This is a genomic window from Dapis brunnea BLCC-M229 (assembly GCF_050015995.1).
GTDB lineage: Bacteria > Cyanobacteriota > Cyanobacteriia > Cyanobacteriales > Microcoleaceae > Trichodesmium.
In genome coordinates this window covers 57149-74774 of the sequence record NZ_JBNHEP010000273.1, presented here as the reverse complement: position 1 = coordinate 74774, position 17626 = coordinate 57149, and the positions used below count along the sequence as shown (strand labels likewise).

The window sequence follows — 17626 nt, the reverse complement described above, 5'->3', positions numbered from 1 at the left end:
TCAAAATTGCTTAATTCTTTTTGAGGAATTAAGCAATTTGTGCGTAGGTATGAAAACCCGGTAATTTTCTTCAAAGACATCTGCCAAAATGGCAACCATTCCCGGATGATTCCAGTTATATTAAAAATGTCAAACAAAGCAAAGTTGTTTGAAAATTTCAAAAACAAATAAGGAGAAACACAATGATTATTTCTGAATTAAACTACTTAGAATCTGCTGAAACTGAAGTATTTGGTGGACAAGGAATCAACATCAACAGCAAGTTCAAATTAGACAAAGATGTTGATGCTAACGTTGACGTTAACGAAACATTCAAGAAGACTGTTAAGCTTAACTTAAGTGGCTTATCTGGAAATGGCGCTGAAGTACTAGGTTCTTCTGATGCTCAAGGTAACAACACATTCACCAGCATCATCTTTGGTACTCAAACTGAAGAGTATGTATCTGAGTCCTTCGTTAACGCTAGCTCCTTCACTAACTAGGTCATAGTTCTAGTCAAACTCAGGCAACCTCCTATTTCTAGGAAGTGCAACTCAAGTTAATCTAGTTTGGTGATGGCAAACTCACAATTTCATCACCAACTTTTGGAAAGGTGATAAAATTCTCTGGAAGCTTATTCAAAGCTTTTAGCTTTCAATAAGAGAATGTTTGCCAAGCAAAGATTAAGACAGGTATAGTGCTTAATATTAATTGTTTCCAACGCATAGTTAAGAGTTGGGTTGGGTGAGTCAGTATAAGTATTGCCACCTAACCAACCCTACGTCTGGATTTAATATTCATTTAATGAACATTGTCTAAATAGCCAGCAGATTAGTTATGAGAAAATTAAAAATTAGTGACCTATCTTTTGATGAAACTATTAGTGATATTGAAGTCCAGGGTGGGTTCTTCTACTCTAGTAACTTTAATAATTTCAGGGATTTCTTATACGAACGTTTACACGTTTATGCACCTACTTTAACAAAATACTTTTCAGAGGAAAAACAAGAGTCTGTGGCTCAAGAATCTAGAGAAAATAATGGTGATTATATATATCATCGTCAATTCTCCACTCAAGACCATAACACACAAATTACTGTGGAAGTAAAAATGACTAGTAATAGTAATTCTATCAGGGGTCATATGACATCTTATTTTTAGCTTTAATATTGCTGTTCTTAATTATTAGAATTGCAATATTAAAGCTGTTTATTGTTGGTTCTTCTTTGATGAAGAATAAAATATTTACCCTATCCCAAAAATAACTTTACTTTAAGAGGTGGACAAAATGACTGTTGAGATACAAGAAATTATAGAGACAATTCAGTCTAAAAGAGTCGAAATTGAGGCAAGAGTAGAAGCTATTAAGGCCAAAGCAGAAGAGCTTCAAGGCGGTTCGCAAACTGGAACGGATAGACGAGACGTTCTTTTTGGCTCGACTTTCGGTAATACTGTTCTAGATGGGCTTGGTGGTAACGACAGACTTTTTGGACGTTTTGGCGATGACGAGATTCTTGGAGGTGACGGGGATGACCTCATAGATGGGGGTTTCGGAGATGACGATCTTTTTGGGCAAAACGGGGATGACCTAGTGACTGGGAAGTCTGGTGATGACTTCCTAAGCGGGGGGGATGGCAATGACATCTTGAATGGGGGGGCTGGCGATGACCAGATCGATGGGGGAGACGGTGACGACCAACTAAGTGGAGGTCCCGACAATGATCTTCTCGTTGGAGGTACAGGTGCTGACATCCTTATAGGAGCTGGTGGGGAGCAGACAGGAGGAAATCTTCAGCAAGATATCCTAATTGGTGGTACCGTTGATGCTAATGGTTTTCCCGTCTCCGATGGTGCTCCGGATCAATACGTGCTTGGTGATAACAATGGCCCTTTTTATGCCACCGCTGGCTTTGCTGACTTTGTAAATATTTTGGACTTCGAGCTAGGTGTGGATGGTCTCGATTTAAGCCCATCTGTGAGTCATGGACTACTTTTCTTTGACGCCAACGGTGATGGAGTTATCGATCCTAGCCAAGGTGACGGTACAGATATTTATGCTTTATTCCCTGATGGAAGTGCAGATTTGATAGCTTCTGTAATAGGAGTAGATTTAACCCAGGGGCAGGGAGTCGTGGTGATTTAAGACCTTCCGGTTTGGGAGGGAATGCCAACAGGTTAATGATTATAAATAAAAATCCTGGATTTTAAAGGCTTAGAGCCTTTAAAATCCAGAGTTACTTGTTGTCAGTTTAATAACCCACATTCCGCACTTCTTAACATTTAATTGATAAGTAAAATTTATATTTTGCTTGTAAGTCTTAGCCAATAAGTGTTTCAGCTATTAGGTGTAAAATCCTTGAATGTAAATATTTATTACTAAAATTCTCATAAAACTAGGAAAATTAGCGATCGCAATCTCTGTAAGAACCTTTTATCGTTTGAAGAATTTTGCAAGTGTAAAGAGATATAAAGATATATTGAGATCTGCGGAATGTGGGTAATAAGTAAGTAAAAAATAAATGACGACACGCTAGTAGATGCTCCGTGTCATATCTTGCACCATTATCAACAAAACCAAAAAAACCGGGTTTATAAAGGAAAAATCAAGGTCTTGAAGCTAAAATATTTGCAATAAAACCGGTTTTTAATCCAGGTGCTAGATTTATGCCATAACGAAAGTTTCTGGGGTAGGCAAAGATTTTGTTTACGATTTGCTCCCACCATAAAAACGGTATCACAAGATAAATATGCTGATATAGCCATGAATAAAAAAGAATTTTCAGAATCTAATATTAAATCCCTCATCCAAATAGCGGTGCAAAAACATCAGTCTGGTGAATTGGATGAAGCTGAATCACTATACAAACAGATATTACAAATTCACCCGGAATGTATAGATAAGCAAGAAGATTTAGAAAAAGAATATCGCCCAATAATAATTGGTAATTTGGCAAATATATTTGAGCAAAAAGGCAAGTTAGATGCAGCAGTAGACCATTACCAACAGAGTTTACAACTCAAACCTAACTATGCTGAAGCTTATTATAATTTAGGTAATGTTTTTCGACAACAGGGCAAGTTAGAAGCAGCCGTAGAATCTTATCAGCAAGCTTTAAAAATTCAACCTGAAATTGCTGAAGCTTATGATAATTTAGCTAATGTTTTTCGACAACAGGGCAAATTAAAAGCAGCCATAGAATCTTATCAGCAAGCTATAAAAATTAAACCTGACTTTGCTCAAGCCCATTATAACTTGGGTAATATTTTTCTAAAACAGGGCAAATTAAAAGCAGCCATAGAATCTTATCAGCAAGCTATAAAAATTAAACCTGACTATGGTATTGCTCATCACCAATTGGGTAATGCGTTGGATAAAAAAGGTGAACTAGAAGCAGCAGCAGAATCCTATCAACAAGCATTAAAATTTCTACCTGACTCTAATGCTACTGATACTTATTTTAACTTAGCAAGTATATATTCAGACCAAGGTAAGTTAGAGGAAACAATAGAAACATATCAAAAAGCTTTAAAAATAAATCCTGATTATGCCCCAGCTAAATTTGGAATAGCGATTAATCAATTACCAATTATATATTCTAGTGATGCAGAAATAAATATTCAGCGAAATAAATATAAACAGCACCTCCAGGGATTAGCTCAAAGTTATCAAACAGCAAGTTCTCAACAACTAGAAAAAGCAGTGGAATTTGTCGGAACATTACAGCCTTTCTTCCTAGCTTATCAAGGCTTAAATGACCGAGATTTACAGCAAACCTATGGGGAAATGCTTGTTCAGATAATGTCGAATAGCTATCCCCAATGGAGTCAAGATATTCCTCTGCCAAATTTACGAGGGAATGAAAAGATTCGCATTGGTTTTGTTTCTAGATTCTTTTACAAGCATTCGGTTTGGAAAATTCCCATGAAAGGTTGGGTAGAAAACCTGAATCGGAGTGAGTTTGAATTATTTGGATATCATACCAACTATATAAGGGATGAAGAGACTGCCAAAGCTGCAAAAGCATTTGACAAATTTATCCAAGGTCCTCTACCAGTGGAAAAATGGGCTGATATCATTCAACAAGATAAATTACACCTCCTGATTTTCCCTGAATTTGGCATGGACCCTGCAACAGTACAGTTGGGATGCCTAAAACTAGCTCCCATTCAAGTTGTCTTTGGGGGACACCCAGAAACAAGTGGACTACCAACCATTGATTATCACTTGAGTAGTGACTTAATGGAACCAGAAAATGCTCAAGAACATTATACCGAGAAATTGGTCAGACTACCGAATCTAGCAGTTCATTACACACTTTTACCAGTTGAACCAAAACCAACAAGCAAAAAGGATATTGGTATTGCAGAAGACGAAATTATGTTCTGGAGTTGCCAATCCTTATTCAAATATCTACCACAACATGATGATGTCTTTCCCAGAATTGCTCAGGATTTAGATAAATGCAAATTTGTCTTTATCCAACACGAAAGTGAAGATGTAACGGAAGTTTTTCGGCAGCGTTTAAACCATGCTTTTGATCAATTCGGCCTTAATTACCAAGACTACTGCATCTTTTTACCCCGCTTAAATTCTAGTGCTTTTGCTGGAGTTACAGCAATTGCAGATGTCTTCCTGGATAACATTGGTTGGTCGGGAAATAACACGGCGATGGAATCGACTAACTTCAATGTACCCATTGTAACCTATCCCCAAGAAATGATGCGGGGACGGCATTCCATGGCAATTCTGAAGATGATGGGGATTGAAGAGACAATTGCATCTACTAAGGAAGAATATGTACAAATTGCTGTCCGTCTGGGGAGAGATGCTGAATATCGTCAATACATATCTGAGTTAATTGCCAAGAACAAGCATAAATTATATAACGACTTGGAAACAATCCGAGCTTTAGAGGAATTTTTACTGAATGCTGTCGGGAAACCAAGGAAGTCAGCAATGGCTACCGTTGCTGAAACTTTACGGATAGCAACCCAAGCACATAGAGAAAATCACCTAGAGCAAGCAGAACCAGCTTACCGTCAGGTTTTGTCAATGCAGCCCAACCATCCAGATGCTTTATACGGTTTAGGTATGGTAGCGCAGCAGCAAGGCGAATTAAAAGAAGCTGAAAAATTCTTGGATGCTGCTGCACAAGTTCAGCCAGACTCGGTCAAGGTTTGGTTTACTTTGGGTAATCTGCATCAACTTCAAGGACAGTTACCAGCAGCAGAAGAGGCGTACAAAAAAGCCATTGCTCTGCGACCAGATGCTGTTTCAATTTATAACAATCTGGGCTACACTTTGCAACAACAAAGTAAATGGGAAGAAGCGATAAACTGCTATCAAAAAGCTTTGGAACTACAGCCAAACTGCCTTGAAGCGGAAGTGAATTTAGGAAATGCACTCTATACCCAAAATAAACTCTCCCCAGACAAACAAGTTTATTATGCAGAATTAAATCACCAATTGGGTCTTGGTCGGAAAAAAGCAGGGGATCTAAAAAATGCTGAGATTTACTTTCAAAAAGCCTTAAAACTGAATCCCAACTATGGGGAAGCTTACACGAGTTTAGAAGAGATTTATGAAAGTCAGCAGAAGTTCAAGGAGGTTGAAGCAGGTTATCAGCCAAAAGAAGTTTTGATGGCGAGCGAATCCAGGTGATAAAACTGATAATTGATAACTGACAACTATTAAAAGTTAAAGTGATATTCAAGGAGGAAACAATACCATGTCCCTAGAAATTTTAGAGAAAGTCAAAGACTTCCTCATCAGAGTAGTCAAAGACGAATCTTTCCGCACTCAATTGATGAGTGAAAAAGTCGAAGAAGTGAAAAAAGTAATGACAGATAGTGGTTATAACTTTTCTCAAGAAGAATTTGAAACAGCCACCATCCAAATCTTGGACTTAAAAGAATCAGGTGAGTTTCACGAACTCAGCGAAGACGAATTAGTGAGTGCCGTTGGTGGGTGGAGGAAAGATTTTGGGTGGAAGAAAATATTCCCAAAATATCCAATTTTTCAACCAATGTACGGGATAGTGATTGAACCGCCTGAAGATGAATATCCAAAACCTGAGCCAGAACCTCTTCCATATCCAGATCCCCAGCCGATGTATGGTATCGTCATTGGTCCACCCATCGATATGCAGCCGATGTATGGTGTCATCAAGCCACCAGAACTTATCTAATTATAGGTTGGGTAGAACGACCGTGAAACCTAACACTTGTCCATGCAGAGGGAGGCTTGCGAGAGCGGGTAGTGCCGAAAGTCAGAGTCCAAGGACTTCCCTACCCCTGCTTCCGCGTTCAGCTTGGAATAGTCAATTAACCTACTTGAAAGTGCTTTTGAAAGCCAACCAATCTCTAGATAAAAGCGGAAATTTTTTAGTAAAGAAGATAGCATAAAAATCATATCAAATCCGGTTGAATACTTATTATATGGTTGGGGGAGATGGGGAGATGGGGAGGTGGTTCTATTCAAGGCTTGAAGTAATTTATAGAATTATCAACATATATTATATAACCGGATTCTATATCAGATATTGATTTGAGCATCAAGATTAAAAGTATTTAATAACACCCTTTAACTTAAGTCAAGTCAAATTCACCAATGGAGGTAATACATTTGAAATGATCAAGAGGATTTAAACACTCTCGTTTAGAAAACTTTAATAGACATCTCCGATAATCAAAAATTAAATCAATTATCTCGTATAAATTATCAATTCTTTCTCCCTGCTCCCTGCTCCCTGCTCCCTGGTCCCTCTTTTCCGGACATGATATAATATATTACTTAATTACATTCTTAGAGATTGAAAATGACAACAGATTCTCAAACCCTCCAACTTGCAGTTCAATATCATCAAGCCAAGCTTTTTAACGAAGCAGAACAGAGTTATCTTCAGGTTCTCAAAGAGCAGCCTCAACATCCGGAGGCATTATATGGGTTAGGTATGCTGTGCCAGCAAGTTGGTAAGCCCCAGGTAGCAGAAAAGTTACTTTGTAAAGCCGTTTCTGTACAACCTGAGTTACTTAAGGCTTGGTTTAGTTTAGGCAATCTGCGTCAGGCTCAAGGTCAGTTCTCAGAAGCAGAATCAGCTTACCAACAAGCCATTACCCTGGAGCCAGAAGTAGCACCACTATATAATAATCTGGGCTACACACTACAACAACAAGGCAAATTTGATGAGGCGATCGCCAGCTATCAAAAGGCTCTAGAGATTGATCCCAATTGTACCGAAGCGGATGTCAACTGGGGTAACACCCTTCAAGTTCAAGGTAAACTATCCCCAGACAAGCAACTCCACTATGCACAACTAAATCACAAATTAGGGGGCGAACGGGAGCAAGCAAGGGATTGGCAAAATGCGATCGCTTACTATCGCCAAGCCATTAACCTGCAAGCCGATTTTGTGGAAGCTCATTATCACTTGGGTGTGGTATTACAAGCAAAAGGAGAATTAGAAGCAGGGATAGATTCCTTACAAACAGCCTTGCAAATCAACCCTAACTATGGAGAAGCTTATATGTGTTTGGGACTCATTTACCAAACACAACACCAATTAAAAGAAGCTGCTGCCGCATATCGACAAGGTTTAAAGCTCATTAATCCTCACTATGCTGCTGCCATAGAAAGCCAGGAAATTTCAGAGTTTGTTCCCGAAAAATATGCTTCGCCAGAGCTAGAACTAGGAGAAGTAACCGTTGGTGATTATCAATTCCCGGCGATTCCTCCCGTACCAGCTAGTGACAATAAACGACCTTTTTTTTCTGTAATTATTCCCCTATATAACCGCAAAGACTTTATGTTGGAATGTCTTGCAAGTGTATTAGCTCAATGGCAAGGGGAAGAGGAAATGGAAATTCTGGTGATGGACAATGCCAGCGATCCTCCTCTATTTGAATTAGTGAATGCCATTGGCGGTGGTATAGTCCGTTACTATCTCAATTCAGAAAACATTGGTCCACGGCGTAACTTTAATCGGGGAATTGCCCTCAGTCGGGGTGAGTGGATTCATTTAATGCCAGAGGATGAATCTGTACTTCCTGGTTATTATTCCCGGCTCAAGTCAGGTCTAGAAGGATGCTCTGATTCTGTGGGAGCAGCTTTTACAGGTTATGAAAATATTGATGAGAAAAGACAAGTGATTTTTACCCAAAAGCACGGGGGAATGGAAAGGGGTATCAATAAAACTTGGCTGCAACGAATTGGTGTTTATAATCCCTTAAATCCCTGTGCAACGGTAATTCGTCGGTCAGCCCACGAACACCTGGGAGCTTATGACCTCATTAACCTTTATACTCCCGACTGGGAACTATACAAGCGTATTGCTTCTTTCTATGATTGGTGGTGTGAACCAGAAATTCTTGCCCGTTACCGCCAGCATTCTAACAATATGTCCAGCGAAGTTTTCTTAGCTGGAGCACAAGGAGAATACTACCGCCTGGGAATCGAAATTTCAGAGAGTTATCTTCCCACCGAGCATCGTGCCGAGATTACGGCTAAATCTCGTCGCCGTTACTTTAATTACTGTCTATCAGAATTGGCAATTCCTCTGCAAGCAGGCAATCTCACTGGTGCATTTCGTCTGCTCCAAGAAGCTCTGAAAATTGATAGTTCTCCGGAAGCATTAGAAATTTTATTCTCTTTACTAGCTACAGAAAAAATGGTTCCTCTGCGAAATGCGATCGCTTATAAGTTAATTTCTGACCCCTCTAAGGATAACGATAACAATAAGAATACCAATAGTGAGAATATAGATAATTTTTACTTCGCTTATCCGTAATCTCATGTTCAGCTAAAAACTTCTAATTTTTATAGAACCCATTTGGGTCTATAATTAAAAATAGAGGGAGAAATAGGGAGATGGGGACATTTTTCTATCTTTATTCCCCTATTCTATGATACTAGACCTCCTGACTCCGGTATTTCGCCATGAGTCCTAGAAAGTAGTATAAATTCTGTCCACTTGGATAAATCACTCACTCTTTTAAAAAATCAAAAGTTAAAACCATAAATATATAAATAAGTTAGGATTTAGCTAATTATGATGAGAAACTTAACGAAAATCTTACAGCCTTACTCCCTCGAGCAATTCTTATCCGAAAACTGGACTAAACGGGGGATATTAATCCCTGCCGAGCAACCCAATAAGTTTCAGCATTTGTTTTCCTGGAAGCAACTCAATGATTTGCTGAACTTCCATAAGCCTGACCTACGTTTTGTTCTAGATCACAAAGACTTGCCTTCCTCCAATCCTCAAGAGTGGGTTAAGCGATGCCAAGAAGGGGCGAGTTTAGTGATTAGCCATGTCCACGATCAAGTTCCAATCCTAGCTGACCTCATTTGGGGAATACAGCAGGAAACGGGGCATAGTGCTATCCATGCCAATATATACTGTTCCTGGCCTTCTAACCAAGGATTCAAAGCCCATTACGACACCCACGAAGTCTTTATTCTGCAAATTGATGGGCCAAAGGAATGGTTTGTGTTCGAGGATACCTTTAAGTATCCTTACAGAGAGGAAACATCAGAGTATCAAAAACCACCGGAAGAATCGCCCTACATCAACTGTGTCCTCAAGCCTGGTGATTTGCTCTACATTCCTCGAGGTCATTGGCATTACGCGATCGCCCGCGAAAAACCTTCATTACATATTACCTTAGGTATCCGTTGCTTCACAGGGCGAGATGCCTTTGAGTGGCTATTACAAAATCTTCAAATAGATGAAGCTTGGCGAAAAAATTTGCCCTTGATATCCGATGGAAATAACCATGAGATTAAAGCACACGTAGAGCATTTATTTGATTCCTTAGCAAGCGTAATAGATCGAGAAAAGGAGAACCTAGCTGAGAAATATGCTGAGTTTAAACCTAAGGTCATAACTCGTGCCCCAGAAATATCCCTACCTAGTCAAGCTGGATTTAACTTCTTTGAGCAAGAACTTGACACTGTTTTGAGACAGCCCAAGTTCCAAAAAGTAAATATAGAACCGCTTGGTGAGAAGGGTTACCTGTTACGAACTCCTCGAAAGGAGTTGAAATTCAAAGACTTGCCACCCAAAGTTATAGAAACTTTAGTGTAAAAAGTGTTTAGCCAGGAAGCTTTCACAATAAGAGATGTTGCCGATTGGCTGCCGGAATGCGACTTAGATACACACATATTGCCCCTGTTGGCAGGTTTGGTTAAAGAAGGCATACTTGTTGAGGATTCCTATCAAGAGGAAATTAGGGAAGAAGAAAAAACAAGTCTAAGTCAGGAAATGCCAGGGGTACAGGAAAACAGTAATAGTACCTATGCTTTTAGCCACAGTTAATTATCTGCCATGAGTGAATTTCAAAGCAAAGGAAAATAGTAATAGTACCTATGCTTTTAGCCACAGTTAATTATCTGCCATGAGTGAATTTCAAAGCAGCAGAATTCACTCCATTTAAAAAATTAAAAATTAAAGGCAAAAATATATATAAAAAGGGATTCAAGATGGCAACTTTTACTGAAGTACTGCAACTTGCTGTTCAACAACATCGAGCTAATAATTTGCTGCAAGCTGAACAGCTATATCGTCAATTTCTCGAACACCAACCCACTCACCCAGATGTATTACATGGCTTATGCAGGCTGTCACAGCAAAAAGGAGAGTACCAACAAGCAGAAAAGTTGTTGAATCTAATCCTGAGCGTCCATCCTAAAAAGGAGATTGAATATGACAACTTTTACTGAAGTACTGCAATTTGCTGTTCAACAACATCGAGCCAATAATCTACTAGAAGCAGAGCAGCTATATCGTCAACTTCTCGAACACCAACCCACTCACCCAGATGTATTACATGGCTTATCCACGCTGTCACAGCAAAAAGGAGAGTACCAACAAGCAGAAAGGTTGCCGATCGCTGCCATGGGTAGAGCTGGACGACAACGTGCTTTTGAGTATTTTACATGGGAACAAGGTGCCGATCAAACTTTGCAGTTATACGAAACTCTTTGTAATTGAATGTTCCTATTTTGATGAATCCGATTTGTATTTGGTCGATCTAAAAATAAAAAAAGGAGAGTTCCCATGCCAACACTTTCAGAAAGCCTACAGCTTGCGTTTCAATACCATAGAGCCAATCGTTTAGCCGAAGCTAATGAAGTTTATAATAAGATTCTAGAAAAACAGCCTCACCACCCAGACGCATTATATGGGTTAGGAATGCTGGCAAAACAAGTAGGTCAGTACCAGTCTGCTGAAAAATTGTTTAATCTAGCTGTCCAGGTTCAGCCAAAGTCTGCCAAGGCTTGGTTTAGTTTAGGGAATTTGTATCAAGCTCAAGGTAAGTTAAAAGAAGCAGAGTTAGCTTATAAGGAAGTCTTAGCCCTGCAACCAGACTCGTTAGCAGTTTATAACAACCTCGGCTATACATTCCAACAACAAGGGCTTTGGGATGAGGCGATCGCCTGCTATGAAAAAGCCTTGAAAATTCAACCCGATTGTACTGAAGCTGATGTGAATTTGGCTAACGCACTTCATACCCAAGGAAAACTCCCAGCAGAAAAACAAGCACACTACGCAGGTTTGAACAATGATTTGGGCATGACTCAGAAAAAAGCAGGTAATTTGAAGAATGCCATTGCTTGCTATCAACAAGCTATAGTCCTACAGCCAACTTTAGCTAGTGCTCATTACAACTTGGGGGTAGCACTCCAACAACAGAGACAGTTTGAGGATGCGCTAAGTTGTTATCAAAGAGCTTTGGAGTTGAATCCTAATGATGTTGAACTCCGTGATTTTATCATTATCTACCAAGGACTACTTTAGTAAATATCAGACTAAATACTAAATCAATATGTCACTTTATCTATAAACTTAAAAGACTTACAGAATTTATGATTCAACTACTACAGGGCAACCGGCAACAATTTCGTTGGCGACACAATGATATTAATATTCAGGGAAAGACAGATGCCAAGCTGCCTATAGTGCGTTCAGTGTACCTGCTAAACGGTGGCTCGCCAATACATTTTTATGTAGAACCAGAACCGGAGTTAGGAGAACCTCAGTATCCCTGGGGAACTAGAACCCCATCAGTGCTGCGATTGAAAGATCTACCGGGTCACTTCAATATTGAAATACCCATTGATAGCCCAGCACTTCAGGAAGGGTGGAATAGTATCAGCATTAAAATCGAAGATGGGGAGGGAGAAGTTGAGGTGTTGGATGCTGAATTTCACTGGAATTCTCATCCCTTACCTCTCCCCCTAAATTTGCACAATTTGAGCAGTTATAATAGCATTCAAGAAATTGCCCAAATTGTGGATGGTAACTTTGATATCAATCGCGAAAGAAATGCGATTTGTTCGCGGGCGCCAGTCGGTTCTGATATTCTCCTACTACTCGGTTCTCCTTATGGCAGTCAGGAAGCTACGTATGATGTGAAGTTTGCCAGTAATCAAAATAGTTGGTGCTTCCTGGGATTAAGCGACTTTTTTGCCGGACATATAGAACAGTCCCCAGATCTGGGCATTAAGCCTGGTTATTCCACCGCAGGGCTGGCGACACTTGATAATCAAGGAAAGGCTCAGATTTGGATGGCTTGGGGGGACTGCCTATACGATAAGGAAGATTCATGGGTGATTAAGACTGAAAAGGAACTCAAACTTCCAATCCGGGCTGAGGTCACCTACAGTGTCAGGCATCAAGTAATTATGGATGAGGGAGTCAATTGTGGACGGTTTCGCATTTGGAAGAAAGGTAACCCCGAACCAAATCTTTGGGTGTGTCAAGAGTATAACAAACACCTCGATGGGAAATTCCCGAGAATTACCCAAGCTAGTTTTGGTCTATTTCAATATTGGGGAATGCCAACAGAGTGGTCTAATATTCATGTGAGAGCGCTTGACATTAAGATAAAGGAACTGGTTGAAAAGTAATGAAGCTATCTAGACGTTTTGAAGGTCAAGTTGCACTGATTACAGGCGGAGGCAGTGGTTTAGGAGAAGCCGCCGCAATTCGATTAGCTCAGGAGGGAGCTGCCATTGGCGTAGCTGGACGTAGAGCGGAAATGACCCATAAGGTGCGCCAGGAAATTGAATCTTTGGGTAGTAAGGCAATTGATATTAAATGCGATGTGACACAAGAGCCCGATTGCAAGCATATGGTAGAGCAAGTTGTCAATGAGTTTGGTCGTCTAGATGTGCTTGTTACCAGTGCCGGAATTCATGGTGGAGGTGAAACCGTTGTAGATACATCAGTGGAAGTTTGGGAGAAAGTCATCAACACAGACCTCAAAGGAGCATATTTAAGCTCCAAGTTTTCTATTCCCCAAATGCGGGAAGTCGGTGGTGGTGCTATAATTCATGTATCCTCTATTGGAGGAATGAGGGGTTCGCCTCAAGGAATGGCATTCCAGTCAGCTAAGGGTGGAGTGATCAATCTAACAAGACACATGGCAGTTGCCCATGCTCATGAAAACATCCGAGTAAATTGTATTTGTCCGGGTGTTATAACCACACCGCTTACAAAACAATGGCTCAGCGATCCGACAACCTATAATACTGTATGTGAAATGCATCCTATGAATCGGATTGGTAAACCTGAGGAATTTGCTGCTGCTGTAGCATTTCTAGCGTCAAATGAAGCTTTGTTCATCACAGGTGCAATATTGCCTGTAGACGGTGGTTATCTTGCTGCCGGTAGGGGATAAAAAATGGCACAATGCCGAAAAGCACTGAAATTGAGACTGATTTCTTAGAAAAAATTAGTCTCAATTCTACTTCACTCAATTTAAAAAATCAAAAGTCAAAGCCAAAAATCTATAAAAAAGACTGTTATTAGAAGATATAGACCTAAAAGGTATCAATGCTTCTAACTTCCAAATAGCTGCTTTTTTGAGAATTAATATAGAATCCGGTTATATAATATATGTTGATAATTCTATAAATTACTTCAAGCCTTGAATAGAACCACCTCCCCATCTCCCCATCTCCCCATCTCCCCATCTCCCCCAACCATATAATAAGTATTCAACCGGATTTGATATAACTAGCTTTTCATGCCTTCAAAAACCCGATAAAATTTAGTCTATTTTTGGCAGATTTATTTGCCAAATTGGCAACATCTCCCTAATTATTCTGGTTATATTAAAAGAGTCAAACAAAACAAAGTTGTTTGAAGCGCTCAAATTGAACTCAGTCCGGTTGTTCCGCCTGAGAATTTTGTGCTAGAGACTGCGTGTGTTGTTACCCTGCTCGATACCGTCATTCTTGAAGGAACGATTATGGAACAGTATCAAGTTATAGCTAATCTGATTCTAGTTCTCGCGGTTCTTAAAAATTTCTTTCTAATTCTAGTTCTATTTCCATAGACAAAAAGTAGTTAACAATTCGGAGGAAAATAAAAATGCAAGAAAGCAAAAAGTCTAACCGTAAATTAGAAATTAATGACCTAATTGATAATGCAATTGACAATGCGGTAGCACGAAGAGGATTAGTAGAAACTTTATCCGATGATGAAGCCCAAAGTATTGGGGGTGGTCTGAGTTTAGCACCACAAAAACCTGTAATAGCAGGCTTCAAGCCGATTTGTTATCCAATTAAGCCAATTGAGCCTGTGTGCTATCCTATTAAGCCTCCTATTAAGCCTTTTTGCCCTCCAATTATAGTTGGGCTAATTGCAGTACCAGAAGATCAAGAAAAACTTGCTTATGCACAAAAACTTGCTTAGTTTTTAGTCTTCAAGTGTCAAAAATACTATTTTGGTGGAGACTAAATTCATGGAAGATATTACTGATCAACGAACTACCCTTTGCCCTAGTGCTAGACCAGAATCAGTGAATGGTGTTGTTTTCGGCGTAGTCGGTGGAACAGCGACGGAACCCCGAATAGCTTATCTTAAGCAGCCCCTACCCATGACAGAAGAACTGATGGCAAAGGCTAGCCCAGTTACCCCAGGGGAGATTTTTAGAACCGCGACATCCTGCATAGAATCTGGCTGTCAGCATTTTAATGGCAAGGACTGCAGTTTAGCAATGCGAGTTGTGGAGAAATTGCCTGTGGTAACAGAAGATTTACCACCCTGTTCTATTCGCCGAAATTGTCGTTGGTGGCAGCAAGAAGGCAAAGCAGCCTGTAGGCGATGTCCGCAAGTCATCACAGATGACTACGCTCCCTCAAAGAAAGTACGTCAGGCAGCAGATCCTGCTGTCTAATTGCGGACTAGATATATTCCTGTACTAATAAAAATTAGGAGTTTTTTATGAATCTGAATCATCCTTTTTCTCTCAATATTTCTGACCTAGAAGACCTAAATCTAGACATTGAAGAACAGTTAACAGATGAAGAAGCAGCCCAAATCACAGGTGGAAAGGGAACAGATGAGGGGCCTGTTCTTACTACTTTGGCTATAGGTGAAGAAGGGGGCCCGGACATAGTGTGCATCTCTGCTCCTTGTCCAGGAAGTGAAACCGGGGGTCATCCTTGGCCTAAGCCTATCCCCATGCCACCTGAGCCTCCTAAGCCTCCTAAGCCTCCTGTTATCACTAGAGCTTTGTTTGAAAACGGTGGTGGACCTTACACAAAAGCTTTGCATGAAAACGGTGGTCCGATTTATTGCTAATTAGACCTCTCGGGAAATTAGGATTTAACAACCTTTTTATAGTAGTTTCAGCTAGATTATCGGAGATTTTTATTGAAGTCGCCGAGGGGCACTTGGAGACAATTAAACGGACACGGAGGAAGCGTGGCTACTGGCAAGCCAGCAGATTCCAATGATGTGTCAACCCGCTCTGAGTCATTTGTTCAGCTCTGTGCTGTTTGAATGATGGATGGGAATCCCGCGCTGTCTCAATTAGCAGCGTCGGGAGGATGTCAATGATTATAGAATCCGGTTGAATAGTTGTCATTGCGATTCAAATGAAGCAATTTATAAAACCTTGGGATTACTTCCTTCGACTTCGTTCCAGTCGCTGGGCTAGTAACTGTTGGCTATAATCTATGATAATCTCTGAATTATCTATATTTATGTTACTTGGATTCACGGGCTGAACTGCACCCAAATAACCAGCAAAAAACCTTACTAAGTTTGTAAAACAGGGCCGTATGGATGCTTTGAGGTATTTATCCGTTGCTTGGAAACGAAGATTCACCAAAGTTTCAGGAGTGCCTAAATTCAAGAAGAAAGGTAGAGATGATAGTTTCACTCTAGATGGCTCAATATCGGTAGGTGTGTTTCATATAAAACTGCCCCGAATTGGATGGATTAAAACTTATGAAGTTTTACCAGATAACGTATCTCCTAAATATGTAACTATTAGTAGGGTATCACGTAGATGGTTTGTTAGTTTCAAAGTAGAAGCCACATCTCGAATTACGGAGAAATTAGTAGATGTAGTTGGAGTAGATTTAGGAGTAAAGTCTCTAGCCACGTTATCCACTGGTGAGGTTTTTGTTGGTGCATTGTCTTATAGAAAGTTAGAAGCAAAACTTTCTCGGTTGCAATATCTGAACCGACATAAAACTAAGTTCTCTAGCAATTGGAAAAGAGCTTCTCTCAAGATAGCTAAACTACATAGCATGCAGAGCCAACATTAGAAAAGATACATTGCACAAGCTAACTACGTACCTTGGCTAAAAAACACAGCTAGATAGTAATAGAAGACTTAAATGTATCAGGCATGATGGCAAATCACAAGTAGGGGCGATTCGCGAATCGCCCCTACAAAGGCTGTTGCCGATATGGGTTTTTATGAATTTCGTATTATATCGGTTTTATGAAGCAGTTAAAATGGGATTTCTTCATCGAAATCAGAATCATTTTCCCCTGGTTGAGATGGACCTAAATGTTCCTCCGCAGCTTGAATTTTGGCAAAAATAGATGTTCTAGAATCAAGTCGTTTTTTTATCAGTTTATCAATTTTGTATTTGGCTTTAATTTCCTCTCGATATTCTTTAGAAATCGGTTTTTCTGGCCAATTCAAATCAGTAGCTTTGACAATTGGTAGTCGAGAACCTAATTTTTCTATTGGCATTTCTGGTAATCGGATCAGAAAATATTCTCGTCTACGTCTAATATTTTCTGCCCGATTTTCAATTTCTGCTAATATACCTGCTAACTGACTAGGATGATGTTCAGAAATAGCAACTATAACTTCAATATCATTTAAGGGAATACCTAAACTTTCTGCTTTGGCTAAAAATTCATCAGGAATATGATTTGTGACTGGAGGATTTACCGCAGCAGATATTTCTGCTATGGCTTTTTTGATAGTTTCTTTAGCAGTTTCAACAGTTTGATTATTTGCGCGAATTGTTGATTTTTCACTGACAATATATTCTAAATTTTTGGTGGCTTCTATTAATAATTTAATTGCCTTTTTTAAATGCTCATAATCCATTTTGAAGAATTTTTATTGAGTAAAAAATTAGTAGAGTTTATCGAGGAATATCTATAAAATTTCCAAGTTTAAAGATAGTATAGCAATCCCCTGTATATTTGTGTATAAAAATATTACTGCTTTTAGGGAACACTTAACAGGTGGGAATTTCAGTTTTTTATCTACTTTTTGATTACCGAAAAATTTTGGTTTAAAGCCTCCCCTTTTAAGGGGATAATAAATAAAAATTTTCATGATTAGTAAATCCTATCCGTTTTCAAGGAGAGGTAATTATTAA

The 17626-nt window shown here is 39.5% G+C and carries 18 protein-coding genes; 17 read left to right on the top strand and 1 reads right to left on the bottom strand.

Annotation, left to right across the window (positions count from 1 at the left end; genetic code table 11):
- The first annotated feature begins 182 nt into the window (after positions 1 to 182).
- From ACP6PM_RS31800 to ACP6PM_RS31720, 17 genes are all read left to right on the top strand, one after another.
- Positions 183 to 482: a hypothetical protein gene (locus tag ACP6PM_RS31800; protein WP_426584290.1), complete on the top strand. Its 300-nt coding sequence runs from the start codon at positions 183 to 185 to the stop codon at positions 480 to 482.
- Positions 483 to 816: 334 nt separating this feature from the next.
- Positions 817 to 1140: a hypothetical protein gene (locus ACP6PM_RS31795; protein WP_426590866.1), complete on the top strand. Its 324-nt coding sequence runs from the start codon at positions 817 to 819 to the stop codon at positions 1138 to 1140.
- Positions 1141 to 1267: 127 nt separating this feature from the next.
- A complete protein-coding gene (locus ACP6PM_RS31790) occupies positions 1268 to 2122 on the top strand; it encodes a calcium-binding protein (protein ID WP_426590865.1) in 855 nt (284 codons plus the stop codon).
- 618 nt (positions 2123 to 2740) lie between these two features.
- Complete coding sequence (locus ACP6PM_RS31785; RefSeq protein WP_426590864.1) at positions 2741 to 5641, top strand: tetratricopeptide repeat protein; 2901 nt, start codon at positions 2741 to 2743, stop codon at positions 5639 to 5641.
- A gap of 67 nt (positions 5642 to 5708) precedes the next feature.
- Complete coding sequence (locus tag ACP6PM_RS31780; protein WP_426590863.1) at positions 5709 to 6167, top strand: Nif11-like leader peptide family RiPP precursor; 459 nt, start codon at positions 5709 to 5711, stop codon at positions 6165 to 6167.
- Between the two features lie 630 nt (positions 6168 to 6797).
- A complete protein-coding gene (locus tag ACP6PM_RS31775) occupies positions 6798 to 8765 on the top strand; it encodes a tetratricopeptide repeat protein (protein ID WP_426590862.1) in 1968 nt (655 codons plus the stop codon).
- A gap of 261 nt (positions 8766 to 9026) precedes the next feature.
- On the top strand, positions 9027 to 10064 hold the full coding sequence (locus tag ACP6PM_RS31770; protein ID WP_426590861.1) for a cupin domain-containing protein: 1038 nt from the start codon (positions 9027 to 9029) through the stop codon (positions 10062 to 10064).
- A 3-nt stretch (positions 10065 to 10067) separates the two neighbouring features.
- Positions 10068 to 10295 (top strand): hypothetical protein, encoded by a 228-nt coding sequence (locus tag ACP6PM_RS31765; protein WP_426590860.1) that lies wholly within the window; start codon positions 10068 to 10070, stop codon positions 10293 to 10295.
- A 164-nt stretch (positions 10296 to 10459) separates the two neighbouring features.
- Complete coding sequence (locus ACP6PM_RS31760; RefSeq protein ID WP_426590859.1) at positions 10460 to 10699, top strand: tetratricopeptide repeat protein; 240 nt, start codon at positions 10460 to 10462, stop codon at positions 10697 to 10699.
- Entirely contained in the window at positions 10683 to 10970 is a 288-nt protein-coding gene (locus tag ACP6PM_RS31755) for a glycosyltransferase (protein WP_426590858.1), read from the top strand. The genes ACP6PM_RS31760 and ACP6PM_RS31755 overlap by 17 nt, the downstream gene beginning before the upstream one ends.
- 66 nt (positions 10971 to 11036) lie before the next feature.
- Positions 11037 to 11777 carry a tetratricopeptide repeat protein gene (locus ACP6PM_RS31750; protein WP_426590857.1) on the top strand — a complete coding sequence of 247 codons (741 nt, stop codon included), beginning with the start codon at positions 11037 to 11039 and terminating at the stop codon, positions 11775 to 11777.
- A gap of 68 nt (positions 11778 to 11845) precedes the next feature.
- Positions 11846 to 12889 carry a hypothetical protein gene (locus tag ACP6PM_RS31745; RefSeq protein ID WP_426590856.1) on the top strand — a complete coding sequence of 348 codons (1044 nt, stop codon included), beginning with the start codon at positions 11846 to 11848 and terminating at the stop codon, positions 12887 to 12889.
- Positions 12889 to 13662, top strand: a complete 774-nt coding sequence (locus ACP6PM_RS31740) for an SDR family NAD(P)-dependent oxidoreductase (protein ID WP_426590855.1) — start codon at positions 12889 to 12891, stop codon at positions 13660 to 13662. Before ACP6PM_RS31745 ends, ACP6PM_RS31740 begins: the two co-directional genes overlap by 1 nt.
- 695 nt (positions 13663 to 14357) lie before the next feature.
- Positions 14358 to 14681 (top strand): hypothetical protein, encoded by a 324-nt coding sequence (locus tag ACP6PM_RS31735; protein WP_293095516.1) that lies wholly within the window; start codon positions 14358 to 14360, stop codon positions 14679 to 14681.
- A 49-nt stretch (positions 14682 to 14730) separates the two neighbouring features.
- Positions 14731 to 15165, top strand: a complete 435-nt coding sequence (locus tag ACP6PM_RS31730; RefSeq protein WP_426590854.1) for a nitrogen fixation protein — start codon at positions 14731 to 14733, stop codon at positions 15163 to 15165.
- 47 nt (positions 15166 to 15212) lie between these two features.
- Complete coding sequence (locus ACP6PM_RS31725; RefSeq protein WP_426590853.1) at positions 15213 to 15572, top strand: hypothetical protein; 360 nt, start codon at positions 15213 to 15215, stop codon at positions 15570 to 15572.
- 482 nt (positions 15573 to 16054) lie between these two features.
- Positions 16055 to 16546, top strand: a complete 492-nt coding sequence (locus ACP6PM_RS31720) for a transposase (RefSeq protein WP_426590852.1) — start codon at positions 16055 to 16057, stop codon at positions 16544 to 16546.
- A 188-nt stretch (positions 16547 to 16734) separates the two neighbouring features.
- Here the strand turns inward: ACP6PM_RS31720 and ACP6PM_RS31715 are convergent, their stop codons facing one another.
- Positions 16735 to 17349, bottom strand: coding sequence for a hypothetical protein (locus ACP6PM_RS31715; protein ID WP_426590851.1), 615 nt, complete (start codon positions 17347 to 17349; stop codon positions 16735 to 16737).
- Between the last annotated feature and the right edge of the window lie 277 nt (positions 17350 to 17626).